The following is a 15,449-nucleotide window of genomic DNA, read 5'->3' on the forward strand; positions in this document are numbered from 1 at the left end:
GATCGGCGCAGGCATCTCGGCTCGGTGTCACGGACACGACAATTACACCCGCACAACGGTTTTCGTACGGGTGTCAAAGGCGATACGAGTCAGCCGGAGTGCACCCGTACACCGGCCGCGGGGACGCGCGGATCCGCCGCGACGGCGATCTGGGCGTCGTCGTATCCGGCCACCGTCCGCAACACCTCAGGGGTGTCGGCGCCGACGTCCGGCGGAAGTGGCGGAGCGAACTCCTCCCCCGCGACACGCACCGGACTGACGACGAATTCCAGGTCGCCGACCCCGTCGTGATCCACCCGGTAGGTGTTCTTCCTGGCGCGGAAGTGCGGGTCCGCCAACATGTCCCCGACACTGTTGACCGGTCCGCCGGCGATCTCGTGCTCGAGGAACAACTCGATCCACTCGGCCCGCGTCCGCTGCGCGAAGATCTCGGTCAGTGCCCGCCAGACCATGTCGGCGCGCGCAGGAGCGCCGTCGTCGGCGGAGGACAGGTCGACGTCGATCAGATCGTCACGGCCGACGGCGCGCAGGAAGTTGCGCCAGAACTTCTCGACATGGGACCCGAACAGGACGGCCTCGCCGTCCCTGGTGCGGTATGCCTCGAGCCGCGGCCAGTCGGGCAGTCGCCCATCGGGCAGCCAGGTCGGCCGCGCGATCGACCGGTCCTTGTTCAGCTCGGCATCGGCAAGGTCCGGCATCCACGCAGCCGCCACATCGATGCCGGCCACCTCCACGTGGCAGCCGACGCCGGCGGCGCGAGCCTTCAGCAACGCGGCGAGCAGGCCCATCGCACCGTAGGCACCGAGGGCGTACATCGCGATGGGCGGCGCCGTCGAACCGGCCATGCCGGACACCGGCGGTTCGGTCGGGGTTCGCACCTCCCGCAGCCCGGCGTACGCGTCGAAGACGGGACCCCCGGTGCCGAGTGTCCGGTAGGGGCCGTCGCCGCCCATCCCGGAGACCGTGCACAGCACGATCGCCGGATTCACCTCTCGCAGCGAGTCGTAGCCGACCCCCAGCCAGTCGAGATAACCGCCGCGCATCCCCTCGACGACCGCGTCGCACTCGCGCGCGAGGTCCAGGAAGGCCTGTCTCCCCTCAGGGCTGCGCAAGTCGAGCGCCACGGACTTCTTGCCACGGTTCCAGCGCAGATGCATGAAGGCGGGCCCGTCCGGGGACCCGACCGCCCGGGCGCCGCCGACGCGCACCGGATCGCCGAGCGGACCGGCCTCGACCTTGATCACCTCGGCACCCAGGTCGGCGAGATGGCCACCCACCGACGAAGGCGCCAGCTGGGCCACCTCGATTACCCGAATCCCATCGAGAAGGGAGTACCCACTCATCGTCAGCCTCTCATGTCTGTGAAGTATCCAGTGTCTGTTCAGGTTTGAGTTCGACCCACAGCCCGTGCACCTCGGCCAGCAGAGTCTCACCCGCAAACATCGCGCCGCGCATGGTGCGTTTGCGCCCGCACTGTTCCACCAGCTCGGCGGTGAGCGTCAGTTCCGTGTGCAGCGGTGCAGGTGATCGGTAGTCGACGTGGAGGTACGCCGTCCGGCCCCACGGCCGGCCCGCGCTGTTGGCCAAGCGTGCCAGCAGTTCGTCGAAGATCAGTGGGGTGACGCCGCCGTTCATCGCATATCGTCCGGAATGGAATCTGCCGATGGTGACCCGTGCGACAGCGGTGGTCTCGGTGACATGGTCGATGTGCAGTGCCGGCGCCAGTGCGTGCCCTTTTCCCGGGGTCGACCAACGCTTACCCGCGATCTGCTCGTCCTCGTCCACCTCGTGTGGCGACATGAGACGTGCGACCGCGCGGAGTGCCGCAGTGGCTTCGGCGGCCGCTGTCGGCGTGGGGCGACTACGGGTCACCGCCTCCTGAACCTCCCGAAGCGCCTGCACCATCGACTCGTACTCGTCGTCCCCGCTCGTCGTCGGCCGGAACGGATCCGACCAATCCGGTCGCCACGGGTCGGCGTCCGACATCGCTTCGGAGATGGCGTCGGTCATGCCGTGTCTCCGCTCATTGCTCGGCCGCCGTCCGCCGAAGCCGGGCGTCGCGGTCGGCGAGACCGGCGAGGCCGGCGACCAGTCCGGCGATCTGGTCCGGGTGCGAGTGCGTTCGCGCAGCAGCGATCTCGCGGTCGTAGCGCGTCCGCAGATCCAGTCCCGGGCCGTGCTGGAGCAGCGACTTGATCTCCCGAATGCCCTCCGGCGGGAGTTCGGCCAGGCCGGCCGCCGTGTCGACAGCAGCCGACGACACGCCGCCCTCCTCGACGAACCGGCTCAGGAGTCCGATCCGGTACGCCTCCGCCCCGTCGACGGCCCGCGACGTCATCAACAGGTCTCGGGCGTGTCCGGCACCGACGACGGAGTCGAGCAACCAGGTGAGGTTGGCGCCGCCGTACCGCGCGGCCGTCACGGCGAACCGGGTGCGCGGGTCTCCGACGCGGATGTCCGCACACACCGCGAGGATGGTTCCCGCGCCGTGTGCCGTTCCGTCCACGGCGGCGACCACCGGCTTCGGGAACGACCAGAACCGCCACACGAGTTCCTCTCGCTCGGCCGCGGCGTCTGCCGCTTCGCTCGGCGTCCACCTCGCCAACTCGGTGATGTCGTATCCCGCGGAGAAGGCAACCGAACCCGCGCCGGCGATGATGACCGACCGGATCGCGTCGTCGGCCGCGATCCGGGTGAGCGCTCGGTCGAGTTCGCGCTGGACCGAGAGCGAGATCGCGTTGCGAACCCCCGGACGGTTGATGGTCAGGCGGCGCACACCCGGTGCCGGCTCATCCACCTCCAGTTCGGACACGGATTCAGTGCGCGGCAGCCGTGGCGGGACGGGATCCACGTTCGCGCTCCAGCGCCTCGACATCACCGGCCACCATCTTGTGAAACAGCTGTCCCGGCAATTCGTTTCGTCCGTAGATGAGTTCGTCGACCTGACCGAACGCCGCATTGTCGGTGATCGTCTTGGTGACGAACCAGTCCTCGTCGTGCAAGGTCTCCATCAGCAGTTCCCAGTTCTTGTCCAGGATCCGCTCTTCACGAGGGGTCTGCGGCTTCGTCGGCGACAGCAGCCTGATGGTGCAGTGACTGACGTTCGGGTCGTCCTTGTCCGGGACGATGGTCCAGATCTCGAAGTGCTTGGGCTCGGTGACGAGCATGGTGCCCGGATACACCGTGTAATTCGCCAGCGAGTAGTCACGGACGTCGAAACTGTCCGGGTCGGCGTCCCTGACCTCGGTGATGGCCTTGCGCGCCACCACGAGTCGCCACGACCGGTCCACCACGTCGAGAGCGGTGATGTTGCCCTCTAGGTAGTTGCACACCGTCTTCGTGTGCAACTGGCACAGGTGATAGGAGTCCTGGACGCCGTCGACCGCGATCTTCCAGTTCATGTCCAGCCGCCAGGTCTCCTTGCGCACCTGGAACGACTCCGCCATCCCGGTGTCGGTGACCTCGTCGTCGTGCTTGTCCCCGAGCACCGATCGGATGTCGAGATCGGCGCCGACCGTCGGCACCACCCAGACGAGTCCATGCCGGACCTCACACGGAAACTCCACGAGTCCGTAGTCGGCGCGGTCCATTCCGTCGAAACCCTCGGCATGCGGCATACCCCGCAGCGCACCGTCTTTGCCGTAGGACCAGTTGTGGTACGGACAGGCGAAGACGCGCTTGCACCCGGACTCACCGAACTCCACGCGCGACCCGCGGTGTCGGCACACGTTCGAGAAGGCTTTCACCGACCCGTCACTCTGCCGGATGACCAGCAACGGCGTACCGATCAACTCCGTGGTGACGAACGAGCCCGTCTTCGGCAACTCGTCGACGTGGGCGACGATGTGCGGGAATCTCCGCACCACGTCGCGTTCCTTCGCCGCCAGTTCGGCGTCGTTGAACACCGAGAACGGAACTCTCAGCAGATCGTCCGCGTAATCGGTGCTGTCGTTGTCCACGTGGTCGATCAGTCGCCGGGTCAGCCTGATCTTCTCGTCGCGCTCCATGTATCGAGACTGACACACGAGACAATCACTGTCTAGTGTCTTATCTATCTTCTTTCGATTAGGGCGCCCTTGCTACCGTCGTGTCGTGGCCGCAAGCACCGACTCCGACAAGCGCACTGACGTCCAGGAAGCGATCCTCCGGGCAGCAGAGGAGTGCTTCGCGCGTTTCGGCATGGCCAAGACCACGATGGAGGACGTCGCACGCGCGGCCTCACTGTCGCGTGCGACCGTCTACCGCTACTTCCGTGATCGCGAAGCACTCATCACCGAACTGGTGGTGCGCCGCGCCCACACCAACATGGACAAGGCCCGGGCACACATCAACAAGTGGCCGACCGTCTCCGAGCGCATCGTCGAGGGGATCTGCCGGGACATCCGCAAGGGCCATTCCGATCCGATGGTCAACCGACTGGTCGCCCCCGAATCCATGGCGCTGTCGATGCAGTTGCTCAGCGTGTCGGGACGTGCGATCGAGCTGACCCGAGAACTGTGGGAGCCAGTCCTTCTCGCCGAGCAGTCGGCGGGCAACCTCCGCCCCGAGGTCGACATCGAGTTGCTGTGCGAGTGGATCTCCGAACTCGAGATCATGTACATCAGTCAGTTCGACTCCACCGATCACTACCTCGATCGGGTCCGGACGAAGTTGCGCGCCTTCTTGATTCCCGCGATCGTCGCCGACTGAGGAGACGGCCTCGCAATCCCCGGCCGGCCGGACTCACGCGTTCCGTTCCGTGATCAATCTAACTATGTTAGTTTCGGCGGCAGCGGGACCATACTCCGCCCCGAGACGCCAGGCGCGCCGACGAGAACGTCGTGTCCTCGAACAGTGCTGCGCCACAAACCAATCCGGTCCTCGTGATCCGATTGCTCTCGGTCCGACCAGAGAAAGACGACCATCATGCAGAGACTCAGTGGAAAAGTTGCGTTCATCAGCGGCGTGGCGCGCGGACAGGGACGTTCCCACGCCATCCGACTGGCCGAGGAGGGCGCCTCGATCATCGGACTGGACATCTGTGACCAGATCCCGACCGTGTTCTACCCGATGGCCACGCGCGAGGATCTCGCCGAGACCGAGCGACTGGTCAAGGAGGCGGGCGGACAGATCGTGACCGCGGTGGGCGACGTGCGCGATCGGGACGACATCCGCTCGGTGCTCGACGCGGGCATCGATCGCTTCGGCCGCCTGGACACCGTGATCGCCAACGCGGGGATCATGCCCGTGATCGGCCCGGGCGAACAGACCCAGGCCTGGCATGACGCCGTGGACGTCATGCTGACCGGCGTGTGGAACGTCCTCGATCTCACCGTCCCGCGGTTGATCGAGCAGAACGAGGGCGGATCCATCGTGATCACGAGTTCCGCCGCCGGGCTGACGAGCATCGGACTCAACACGTTCGCGGGCCAGGCGGGTTACTCGGCAGCCAAACACGGCGTCGTCGGTCTGATGCGCCTGTACTCCAAACAGCTCGCCAAGAACCTCATCCGCGTCAACACGATCCACCCGACGGGGGTCAACACCCCGATGGTCGCCAACGTCGAATACGGCGAGTTCGTCAACTCCCACCCCGAGGTGGCGAACGACGAGTCCTACAAGAACCCGATGCCGGTCGAGCTGATCGAGTCGGTCGACATCAGCAACGCGATCGTGTTCCTTGCCTCCGACGAGGCCCGCTACATCACCGGGGTGACCCTGCCGGTGGACGCCGGCTACAACGTTCGCTGACACCCGGGGCAACGGCGAAATGACGGTCCCATCCGGCGCCCCGTTCCGCCTGCTGCCAGGTATTCGCGGCGCGTGACACCGACCACCCTCGGGCACAGCCCGAGGGTGGTCATCGTCGTGGCACAGAGGGTGTCGCGCCGGCGAGTGACGACCGAACCGGGCACCTGTCGGATTCGGGCGATATGGTCGGCAACGATGAACATCCGTCCGTCCACGCTCGACGCGGCCGTGCGTCCCGGACACGTGCTACGGGTCGACGACGTGGACGGCCTCGCCCTGGCCGACCTCGTCGACTCGGTCTCGGCCGAGCTGCCCGTGTTCCTGGACCACCGCGGGCCGACGGATCGCACTGCTCGGGAGGTCGTCGGTGAGGTCCTCGACGCCCTCGAAGACATCGTCGTCGCGCTCTTCCCCACCTGGCTCCCGGGCGGCGAGTCCGGCTCGCTGGTCGATGCCGACGACGCCGAATCACGGGCGCGTGCGCTGTGCCGCGACGCCGGCTTTCCCTCGCCCGCTGTCGCCCATCTGGCCCGTGCAGCTGCCGGTGCGCGTCGACCGGCTTCGAGGCCCGCCGACGATGCCCGGGCGGGAGCGCTGACATTCCTCCTCAGACGGTCGTACGGTCGGGACGCCGTCGTCCTGGCAGTACGCGCCCACACGGCACTGCCCGAGCGCGCCCAGCACGCCGCGGCCGCCGCATACGACTGGCTGGCGGACCACGCGGACCTCACCGTGTGGCTCACCGCCGACGCGCTACCGGCCGTCGCGCGGGTGCCGGTGGTGCGAATCGGGGTCGCCGACGGGCGGCGCCCCGACCAGACCGGCCTCGCGGAGGTGCCGGTCGACCCGTCACCGGCCCCGGGTCCCGTTCTCGTCGTCTCCCGACCGGCGGGTGGACCGGCACCGCACAGCCCCGCCGAGCAGGCTCTCGAACGAGCCCTTGCGAGGGCGCCGTGGGCGCGCGACCGCCAGTGGAACCGGAGTCCGGGTGACCTCGACCCGCTGACGCCCGCGGTCATCGTCGACCTCCTGTGGTCGAGTGAACGGATCATCGTGGAGGTCGACGGCGCCGATCATCGCGGACCGGTAAAGTACGCGCGAGATCGACGTCGCGACAACATGCTTCAGCGTGCCGGGTACCTCGTTCTGCGCTACACGAACGACCACGTTCTCGATGACCCCGCGCTTGTCGTCGCAGAATTGGCCGCCGCGATCGCCGAACGCTCCCCGTCGCGGGCACCCTCGCGACCGACGCCCGCCCGACCCCCTATGAACCGCGAGGAGCATCCGTGGACCACGCCCAGCTGACGCCGACTCAGAGCGCGGCGCTGTTCGTCCTGCTGGCCGAGTCACGCGAGCTCTCCAACCCCGAACTGAAGGAGCTCGGTCCCGCGCTCGACAAGCCGGCCCGGGACCATCTCAACGCACTCGGCCTCGTCGACTCACGGATCGGCGCCCGTCGCGCCTGGTTCCACACGCTGACCGACCGCGGCTGGGCCTGGTGTGCATCCGAACTGACCTCCGAGCCACCCAAGAGATCGACCGCGCCGTCGAAGGCCATGTACGCGGTGCTCGCCGGACTCGCCCGCTACCTCGACGACGAGGACCTCCGTCTGCACGAGGTGTTCGGCCGCCCCCGTCGCCCGGATCACACGGAGTCCGACACTCGAGCCCCGGCGACGCCTGCGCCCGACCCCGCGTCGCGCGATCCCCGTGCGCAGATCGCGGCGGCCTACCGAGCCCGGGCCGCCGCTGCGGGCGACTTCGTCCTCGTCGCCGATCTCCGCACCGACGTGCCCGGGATCGGCGCCGAGGTCTTCGACGCCACCATGGTGGAGTTCCAGCGCGAATCCGGCGTCAGCCTCATCCCTCAGGAGGACCAGGCGCTGCTGACCCCGGAAGACCGCGCCGCCGCGGTCACGGTGGGCACCCAGCCCTGTCATCTGTTCGCGATCGAGGAGATCTGATCCGATGGACGCCGACGCCCGTCAGGCACTCGAGTCCATCCGACTCAACTGGGCCGACACCCCTGACGACGTGTGGGGCACCGCCGACCCCTTTCACGTCGGCGGCCTGCACGAGGACACCATCGTCGACATCGTCCGATCCTTCGACGACGCCCGGCGCTCACCGTCGGGAAGCCCGATCGGGGTCACCGTGCGCGGACCGGCCGGATCGGGTAAGACGCACCTGCTCGGTCGGGTCCGACATCGGGTCCAGGAGGAGGGCGGCTACTTCTTTCTCGTCAAGTTGCTCGACGCCACCGACTTCTGGCGTTCGGTTCTCGTCGCGATCATCGATGATCTCGGACGACCGGCTCCGCGACATCGCTCGCAACTGAACCAGCTCCTCCACCGACTCGCGATCGACGCCGAGGTGTCGGACGACACGCGTGCCGCGGTGACCGGTGGCGCACCGCTGCAACCCGCGGCGCTCGACGACTTCATCCACGGCGTCTACACGCGCCACTCCCGGCACCGGCGCCGTTCGCAGCACATCCTGCGTGCACTCGTACTGCTCGAGTCCGACGACTTCGCGGCCAAGGACCTCGGCGAGGCGTTCCTGCATCTCGACATCGACGACGCCGACGAGCTCGCCGCGTGGGGGATCCGCAACGCCCGACTCGGCTACCAGGAGATCGTGGAGAACATCTCGCGCATCATCGCCTTCGATGATGCCGCGGTGCTCGCCATCGACCAGATCGACACCCTGATCGAGGCCGGGAAGACCGCCGAACCCGGCGAGGAATCCCAAGTGGAGAAGCTGGCGCACGGTCTCATGTCGGTGCGCGAGACCATGAGCCGAACGACCTGTGTGGTCTCCTCGATCTCCGCGGCGTGGGACTACCTGTCCGGGCACGTCATGCGATCGGCGGTCGACCGCTTCCGGTTACCACCCACGCTGCAGCGGCCGGCCAGCGCCGATTTCGGCCGGTTGCTCCTCGCCCGGCGCTTCGCCCCGGGTTTTTCCGGGGTGGGATTCACACCGCCGCACCCTACGTGGCCGGTGTCCGATACCGCGCTGAGGACGGCAACCGACTACACACCACGCGAACTGATGGTGACCGTGGACCGCCAGATCGCCGCACTGCTCCGCAGCGACACCTTTGCCGAGATCACCGACCTCACTGGAGCCGCGCAGACGAGTCCCGCGACGACCACCACCACATCCATCTCGGGGGCGGGCCAGACCACGATTCCGGGAATCGACGAATCCGGTCGCGACACAGCAACTCCCGCGACCGACCACACTCCCTCTCGAACATCGCCGCCGACAGCCGTCTCGTCGGACGATGCGCCATTCACGAAGATCGATCAGCGATACGCGGACCTGATCTCGCGCGCCGACCCCCTACCCGCGTTGGTACCCGACACCGAGGACAGGATCGTCCCGTCACTCCTGCACGCGGGACTGTCGACCTGGATCCAGGCCCTCACGCGCGACGCCGACCTCTGGCAGCTCGACGCTCGGCCGGGCCCGAAAAGCCCGCTGCACGGGCGCATCCGGCAGCTCGTCGACCCCAACCGGGACATCGAACAGTCCTGGAGCTTCCGCGCGATCGCCGCATCGAACGCGCGGGCCGTCCAGACCCGACTGTCGAGCGCGACCACGACCTCCGGGTTCACGCTCGGCGACATCGAACGCACCCTGGTGATCCTCCGGCGGGACCCCTGGCCCACCGGCCCCAAGACCCAGCAGATGGTCACCGAACTCCACGATCGTGGGGGCCGGGTCGTGGCCTGGACCGAACACGACATCAAACGGCTCAGTGCGTTGGCCACGCTGCGCGCCGAACGGCCATCGCATCTCCGCGAGTGGATCTCCGCCCGCAACCCGGCCGCCGAGATCGAATTCATCGCCGACATCCTGGGCCCCGCACTCGAGGCGCCTGCGGCCCGTGTGGACACACCGGTGGCCCCGGCGTCACAGACGGACACGACGTCAGGACGACGCGAGCCGGGCACCGCGGGCCACACCTCGACCCCGCCGACACCCCGCGAACCGGAGGCCGGGAACCCCCGGTCCACCGACCCGCAGTCCTCCGACCGCCAGTCCCCCGACCTACCGTCGCGGTCGGAGTCGCCGGGTTCGGACGTCGGCGGATCACGCTCGCGGACAACCGCGTCCGTCGTCGACCAGTCGATCACACTCGGGCGAAGTGTCGCCACCGGCGAGGGGGTGACGGTCTCACTGCTCGCCCTGCGCAAGCACGTGGCGCTGTTCGCCGGATCCGGTTCGGGTAAGACGGTGCTCATCCGACGCATCGTCGAAGAGGCTGCGTTGCGGGGAGTGTCATCGATCATCCTGGATGTGAACAACGACCTCGCCCGCCTGGGGACACCGTGGCCGGACGACGACCCGCGCCCGTGGACACCCGCCGACCGCGAACTCGCCAAGCGCTACCTCCACGACACCGAGGTCGCCGTTTTCACCCCGGGCCGGGCATCGGGACGTCCACTGAGTTTCCAACCGCTACCGGACTTCAGCACGGTCGCCGGCAACCCCGACGAGTTCCGCGCCGCGGTCGACTCCGCCGTCGGCGCGCTGATCCCGCATGCCCGGGCGATCGGCACCAGCGCGAAGGCCTACCGGCAGCAAGCAGTCCTGCAGCAGTCCATGGAGGCCTTCGGACGCCGCGGCGGCGGAACCCTGCAGGCCTACGTCGGATTGCTGACCGAGTTGCCGGACGACGCGAGCACCCTCGCCGACGCTCCCAAGCTCGCCGCCGAACTCGCCGAGAACCTCAAGGCCTCCATGGCGATCGATCCCGTCTTCGGGGGTGACGCCGCCCCGGCCGACCCCGGGTTCCTCCTCACCCCGGGTCCCGGCTTCCGGGCCCGGGTGTCGGTCATCAATCTCGCCGGCCTGGGCACCGACGACCGGCGGGCGAGTTTCGTGAACCAGCTCCAGATGGCACTGTTCGCCTGGATCAAGAAGAACCCCGCCGTGGATCGACCACTCGGCGGCCTGCTCGTGATGGACGAGGCGCAGAACTTCGCCCCGTCCGTCCGGATGACCGCGGCGTCGAAGAGCACCAGTGCACTGGCGTCGCAGGCTCGCAAGTACGGGCTCGGTCTGATCTTCGCGACCCAGTCGCCGACCGGTATCGACAACAAGATCTCGGCCAACTCCTCGACCCAGATCTTCGGGCTTCTCAATCATCCGACACAGATCGACCGCGCCAAGGAACTCGCCGCCAACAAGGGCAGCAGGGTGCCCGACATCGGCAAGCTACCGGCGGGAACGTTCTACATCGCGAGCGAGGGCGGGCGGTTCGCGAAAGCGGCGACCCCGCTGTGCCTGACATATCACCCGTCGAGTCCCCCGACCGAGGACGAGGTGGTCGAACTCGCCCGCTCGACGGCACCGCGCGGACAGTGATGGGGATACCCGACTCCGCCGACGGTCGGCCGCGCCGATTGGCACAATGGACTCCGTGCTCACGCTGACCGCCGGAGAGAACCGACCACTGCCCTCGTCGGCCGTGACCGTCTCGGTGCGCTCGGCGTCGCCGGTGAACACCTCGGCGATCCTCCTCACCGACGCGGGCCGGGTCCGCTTCGATGCCGATCTCATCTTCTACAACCAGCCCGCCGGCCCCGGCGTCGGCTACCGCTCCGACGGATCCGCCGACATCATCTCCATCGACACCGCCGCCCTACCCCGCGACATCGTGACGGTGGTGGTCGCGGCGAGTCTCGACGGGACCGGACCCGCGAGCTTCGCCACCGCGGGTGCGCTCACCGCCACGGTGACCGGCGGCGGCGCCGAGCTCACCTTCAGCCCCGCGGGCCTCACCAGCGAAGCCGCCGTCGTCTGCCTGGAGATCTACCGGCGCAACGACGTGTGGAAGGTCCGTGCCGTCGGACAGGGATACGACGCGGGTCTCGCGGGCCTGGCGACCGCCTTCGGCATCGAGGTCGACGAGGAGGAGCCCGCACCGCCGTCACCACCCGGACACTCTCCGCGGGTGACCGATCCGCAGCCCTGGCCACCGGCGGCCACACCACCGCCGGCAGCACCATCAGCGTCGTCGCCTGGAGCTCAAGCGTCGCAATCGAATACACCCCCACCGAGGCCTCCGGTCACCGCCCAACCACAGGGAGTTCCCATGCACAGCGATCTGTTCGCGCCGTCCCACGCCGAGGTCACCGGGCAGGGCATCCAGAAGCAGGGCAGCAAGATGTGCCGCGTGGGGCTCGCCGGCGAGGTGATGGCCCGCAGCGGCTCGATGGTCGCGTACCAGGGCAATCTGAAATTCGAGGCGCTCGGCTCCGGAGGGCTCGGCCGGATGATGCGTCAGGCGATGACCGGCGAGGGCGTCCCGCTGATGAAGGTCACCGGGCAGGGCGACCTGTTCCTCGCCGATGCTGCGTCGGACGTGCACCTCATCGATCTCGACGGGTCCGACGGCCTCACCATCAACGGCGCCAACGTACTCGCCTTCGACTCGTCACTCTCCTACGACATCGCCCGCGTGCAGGGTGCCGGCGCGATGAGCAACGCCGGCATGTTCAACTGCGTCTTCACCGGCCGCGGGCGGATCGCCATCACCACCGACGGCACGCCGGTCGTCCTCAACGTCGACGCCGCGACCTACGCCGACCCCCAGGCCGCGGTCGCGTGGTCGTCGAGCCTGCGCACCTCGGTGAAGTCGAACGACTCGTTCAACCTCGGCACCCTCATGGGACGCAGCACCGGCGAGCGGTTCACCCTCGAGTTCTCCGGTCGGGGTTTCGTCGTCGTCCAGCCGTCGGAACTCCCGCCCGGCGGGTTCGTCGGCGGCACCGGCGGCGGGAGCGCGGCCGGCTCCGGCGCCGGCGGCATGCTGGGCGGCATCCTCGGCCGCTGACGAAGCGGAACTCGGCACGTCTCCCGAGTTTGCCGGTGCCGCCTGCTCTACTACGCTCCACCGTCGAACACCAGGAGCGAGCATGGCCCACCCCTTCTCCGATCTGCGGGGTCTGCCCCGCCGGCACCCCGACCCGCTGATACGCGAGACGCTCGACCGCATCCGGCGCTGCGGTTGGGCGGAATCCTCGGGCGCGGGCCGATCAGGATCTGGTGGCGAAAACCGCTGTCAGAAGCCATCTTTCGCTCCGAAGTCCGGGCGACGGGTATCGTCGACGCCATGCCTGAAGCATCAGCGACCGTCCTCGTCCAGCAGCCCGTCGACACCGTGTGGGAGTACAGCCTGATCCCCGACCACGTCGCAGCGCTGACTCCCGGCGTCGTCCGCGTCGAGCGGGTCACCGACGGGCCGGTCTCGGTGGGCACCGTCTGGCGGGGCCAGATGAAGGGCCTGGGCCGGGCGGTCGACTGGACCGGCGAGTTCACCAGGGTCGACGCACACACGGCCACCGAGTTCACCTCGACCGAGTCGCCGCTCGAGTTCGCCATCTCCGCGACCTTCGCGGAGGTTCGCCGCGGGGTCGAACTCACCTACCGCATCCGCAACGCGGGGATGGGCGGTGCGGTCGGCAAGGTCGCCGATGCGCTGGCGATCCGGGCCTACCAGCGATCACTCGCCGCCAACGCGAAGAAGCTGCCGCGCCTCGTCGAGGACTGGGCCGCCACCCGCTGACGACAGCGGCCCCACCTCGCGAGGCGAGGCGGGGCCGCTGTGGCAATCGGTGGCGAGGATGCGCTACGAGCGCATCGTCGCTACGAAATCCGAGGGGTGAAAGTCACCAGCTGGACTTCTGCACACCCGGCAGCTCGCCGGCGTGTGCCATGTCGCGCAGGCAGATTCGGCACAGGCCGAACTTGCGGAACACCGAGTGCGGGCGACCGCACTTGTTGCACCGGGTGTAGGCCCGCACGGCGAACTTGGGCTTCTTGTTGGCCTTGTTGACCAGAGCCTTCTTTGCCATGTCAGTTGTCCTTAACGTTGTTGTCCTTGAACGGGAAGCCCAGGGCACGCAGCAGCGCCCGGCCTTCGTCGTCCGTGGTGGCCGACGTCACGACGGTGATGTCCATACCGCGGGGCCGGTCGATGTTGTCGATGTTGATCTCGTGGAACATCGACTGCTCGTTCAGGCCGAACGTGTAGTTGCCGTTGCCGTCGAACTGACGGTCCGACAGGCCGCGGAAGTCGCGGATACGCGGGAGGGCGATGGACACGAGGCGGTCCAGGAACTCCCACATGCGGTCGCCACGGAGGGTGACGCGCGCGCCGATCGGCATGCCCTCGCGCAGCTTGAACTGTGCGATGGACTTGCGAGCGCGACGGATCTCCGGCTTCTGGCCGGTGATCTTGGCCAGATCCTCGACGGCGCCGTTGATCAGCTTCGCGTCACGGGCGGCGTCGCCGACACCCATGTTCACGACGACCTTCACGACGCCCGGGATCAGCATCACGTTGGGGTATTCGAACTCTTTGTTCAGCGTGTCCTTGATCTCCTCGCGGTAGCGAGTCTTCAGGCGCGGCTGGATCTTGTCGGCGGAGCTTGCGGAGCCGCCGTTCACAGTTTCAGTAGAGGTCATGTCAGATGTCCTTCCCGCTCTTGCGCGAGATCCGGACCTTCTTGCCCGATTCCTCGTCGACGCGGTAGCCGACGCGGGTCGGGTTGCCGTCGGAATCCACGACCATCACGTTCGAGACGTGGATCGAGGCTTCCTGGGTCACGATGCCGCCGGAGGAGGCACCGCGCTCGTTGGCCGACGCGGCGGTGTGCTTCTTGATTCGGTTGACGCCCTCGACGAGAACTCGCTGCGTCTTCGGGAAGGCCTGGATGACCTTGCCCTTGGCGCCCTTGTCCTTGCCCGAGATGACGATCACGGTGTCACCCTTGTGGACCTTCATGTCAGATCACCTCCGGTGCCAGCGACACGATCTTCATGAACTTCTTCTCGCGCAGCTCGCGGCCGACCGGGCCGAAGATGCGGGTACCGCGGGGGTCGCTCTCACCCTTGAGGATGACGGCGGCGTTCTCGTCGAAGCGGATGTAGCTTCCGTCCGCACGACGGCGCTCCTTGGTGGTGCGCACGATGACGGCCTTGACGACCTCGCCCTTCTTGACGTTGCCGCCCGGGATGGCGTCCTTGACAGTGGCGACGATGACGTCGCCAATGCCGGCGTAGCGCCGCGAGGAACCGCCGAGCACGCGGATGCACAAGATCTCCTTGGCACCGGTGTTGTCGGCGACTCGCAGGCGGGATTCCTGCTGAATCACTCGTTAGTCTCCTTGACCTGGCTTCTTATGTACGGCGGATTTCCGACCCGACGCACACGGTCCGTTGCCACCGAACACACGCCTGCCTGGGGTTTTGGCCAGGCTGTGACACCTGAGCGGTCCGCCCCAGTGGGTTCGTGAGCCGATTCGCGACACAACAGTGCCGCAGGCAACCCCACAAGTGTAGGGGAATGCCCAGGTCCGGGCCAAATCGGTGCCGCCGTCATCGGCCGCGGGTTTCGGATGGCACCGGGCCGGGAAACTTTTTTTTCGCATCGACCCATCTGGGGTGTACCGCCACGCGAAGCACCCATGAGACGAGATCGACCAGATTACAAGCCCGCCCGGCGAGCCACGAGAGCGCGTCGGGAGGGAGCGAAACACGGGGGGCGTGTCAGCACCGGGGGAAATCTCGGCTGCCGATCGTGAGCCGAACGATCACCATGCCTCCCGGCTCCGCAGCTCAGTCCGACAACCGCGGGCCTGACGGCAAGTCCTCGACTCCGGGCCACCCGCCCCGAGTTCGTGGACCGGAGTTCGAAT

Annotated in this window: 15 protein-coding genes; 7 read left to right on the plus strand and 8 right to left on the minus strand. The window is 67.8% G+C overall.

The features are described 5' to 3' along the window. Positions 1-89: 89 nt before the first annotated feature. The 4 genes from BCM27_RS19220 to BCM27_RS19235 are packed head-to-tail and all read right to left on the minus strand — an operon-like array spanning position 90 to position 4,007. A complete protein-coding gene (locus BCM27_RS19220; RefSeq protein ID WP_004019479.1) occupies positions 90-1,343 on the minus strand; it encodes a CaiB/BaiF CoA transferase family protein in 1,254 nt (417 codons plus the stop codon). 10 nt (positions 1,344-1,353) lie between these two features. Then, positions 1,354-2,010: a PaaI family thioesterase gene (locus BCM27_RS19225; RefSeq protein WP_004019480.1), complete on the minus strand. Its 657-nt coding sequence runs from the start codon at positions 2,008-2,010 to the stop codon at positions 1,354-1,356. Positions 2,011-2,023: 13 nt separating this feature from the next. Next, positions 2,024-2,812 carry an enoyl-CoA hydratase/isomerase family protein gene (locus tag BCM27_RS19230; protein ID WP_004019481.1) on the minus strand — a complete coding sequence of 263 codons (789 nt, stop codon included), beginning with the start codon at positions 2,810-2,812 and terminating at the stop codon, positions 2,024-2,026. A 4-nt stretch (positions 2,813-2,816) separates the two neighbouring features. Next, positions 2,817-4,007 (minus strand): aromatic ring-hydroxylating oxygenase subunit alpha, encoded by a 1,191-nt coding sequence (locus BCM27_RS19235; protein WP_004019482.1) that lies wholly within the window; start codon positions 4,005-4,007, stop codon positions 2,817-2,819. Positions 4,008-4,092: 85 nt separating this feature from the next. Here BCM27_RS19235 and BCM27_RS19240 point away from each other — a divergent pair, with 85 nt between their 5' ends. From BCM27_RS19240 to BCM27_RS19270, 7 genes are all read left to right on the plus strand, one after another. Beyond that, positions 4,093-4,689, plus strand: coding sequence for a TetR/AcrR family transcriptional regulator (locus BCM27_RS19240; protein WP_004019483.1), 597 nt, complete (start codon positions 4,093-4,095; stop codon positions 4,687-4,689). 216 nt (positions 4,690-4,905) lie between these two features. After that, entirely contained in the window at positions 4,906-5,730 is an 825-nt protein-coding gene (locus BCM27_RS19245) for a mycofactocin-coupled SDR family oxidoreductase (protein ID WP_004019484.1), read from the plus strand. Between the two features lie 195 nt (positions 5,731-5,925). Next, the gene (locus BCM27_RS19250; protein WP_004019485.1) at positions 5,926-7,038 is read left to right on the plus strand and encodes a DUF559 domain-containing protein; all 1,113 of its coding nucleotides are present in this window, start codon (positions 5,926-5,928) and stop codon (positions 7,036-7,038) included. Next, entirely contained in the window at positions 7,020-7,697 is a 678-nt protein-coding gene (locus BCM27_RS19255) for a hypothetical protein (protein WP_004019486.1), read from the plus strand. Before BCM27_RS19250 ends, BCM27_RS19255 begins: the two co-directional genes overlap by 19 nt. Positions 7,698-7,701: 4 nt before the next feature. Further along, the gene (locus tag BCM27_RS19260; RefSeq protein WP_004019487.1) at positions 7,702-11,112 is read left to right on the plus strand and encodes a helicase HerA domain-containing protein; all 3,411 of its coding nucleotides are present in this window, start codon (positions 7,702-7,704) and stop codon (positions 11,110-11,112) included. Positions 11,113-11,158: 46 nt separating this feature from the next. Then, positions 11,159-12,583, plus strand: coding sequence for an AIM24 family protein (locus BCM27_RS19265; RefSeq protein WP_004019488.1), 1,425 nt, complete (start codon positions 11,159-11,161; stop codon positions 12,581-12,583). A gap of 279 nt (positions 12,584-12,862) precedes the next feature. Next, complete coding sequence (locus BCM27_RS19270; RefSeq protein WP_033204105.1) at positions 12,863-13,315, plus strand: SRPBCC family protein; 453 nt, start codon at positions 12,863-12,865, stop codon at positions 13,313-13,315. Between the two features lie 103 nt (positions 13,316-13,418). Here BCM27_RS19270 and BCM27_RS19275 read toward each other — a convergent pair whose 3' ends face one another. The 4 genes from BCM27_RS19275 to rplN are packed head-to-tail and all read right to left on the minus strand — an operon-like array spanning position 13,419 to position 14,906. After that, a complete protein-coding gene (locus BCM27_RS19275; protein WP_004019490.1) occupies positions 13,419-13,604 on the minus strand; it encodes a type Z 30S ribosomal protein S14 in 186 nt (61 codons plus the stop codon). A gap of 1 nt (position 13,605) precedes the next feature. After that, positions 13,606-14,217, minus strand: a complete 612-nt coding sequence (gene rplE / locus BCM27_RS19280; RefSeq protein ID WP_004019491.1) for a 50S ribosomal protein L5 — start codon at positions 14,215-14,217, stop codon at positions 13,606-13,608. A gap of 1 nt (position 14,218) precedes the next feature. Next, positions 14,219-14,536, minus strand: a complete 318-nt coding sequence (gene rplX / locus BCM27_RS19285; RefSeq protein WP_004019492.1) for a 50S ribosomal protein L24 — start codon at positions 14,534-14,536, stop codon at positions 14,219-14,221. 1 nt (position 14,537) lies between these two features. Continuing rightward, positions 14,538-14,906, minus strand: a complete 369-nt coding sequence (gene rplN, locus BCM27_RS19290) for a 50S ribosomal protein L14 (RefSeq protein ID WP_004019493.1) — start codon at positions 14,904-14,906, stop codon at positions 14,538-14,540. Positions 14,907-15,449: the final 543 nt, after the last annotated feature.

It is taken from the genome of Gordonia terrae (assembly GCF_001698225.1).
In the GTDB taxonomy this organism is placed as follows: Bacteria; Actinomycetota; Actinomycetes; order Mycobacteriales; family Mycobacteriaceae; genus Gordonia; species Gordonia terrae.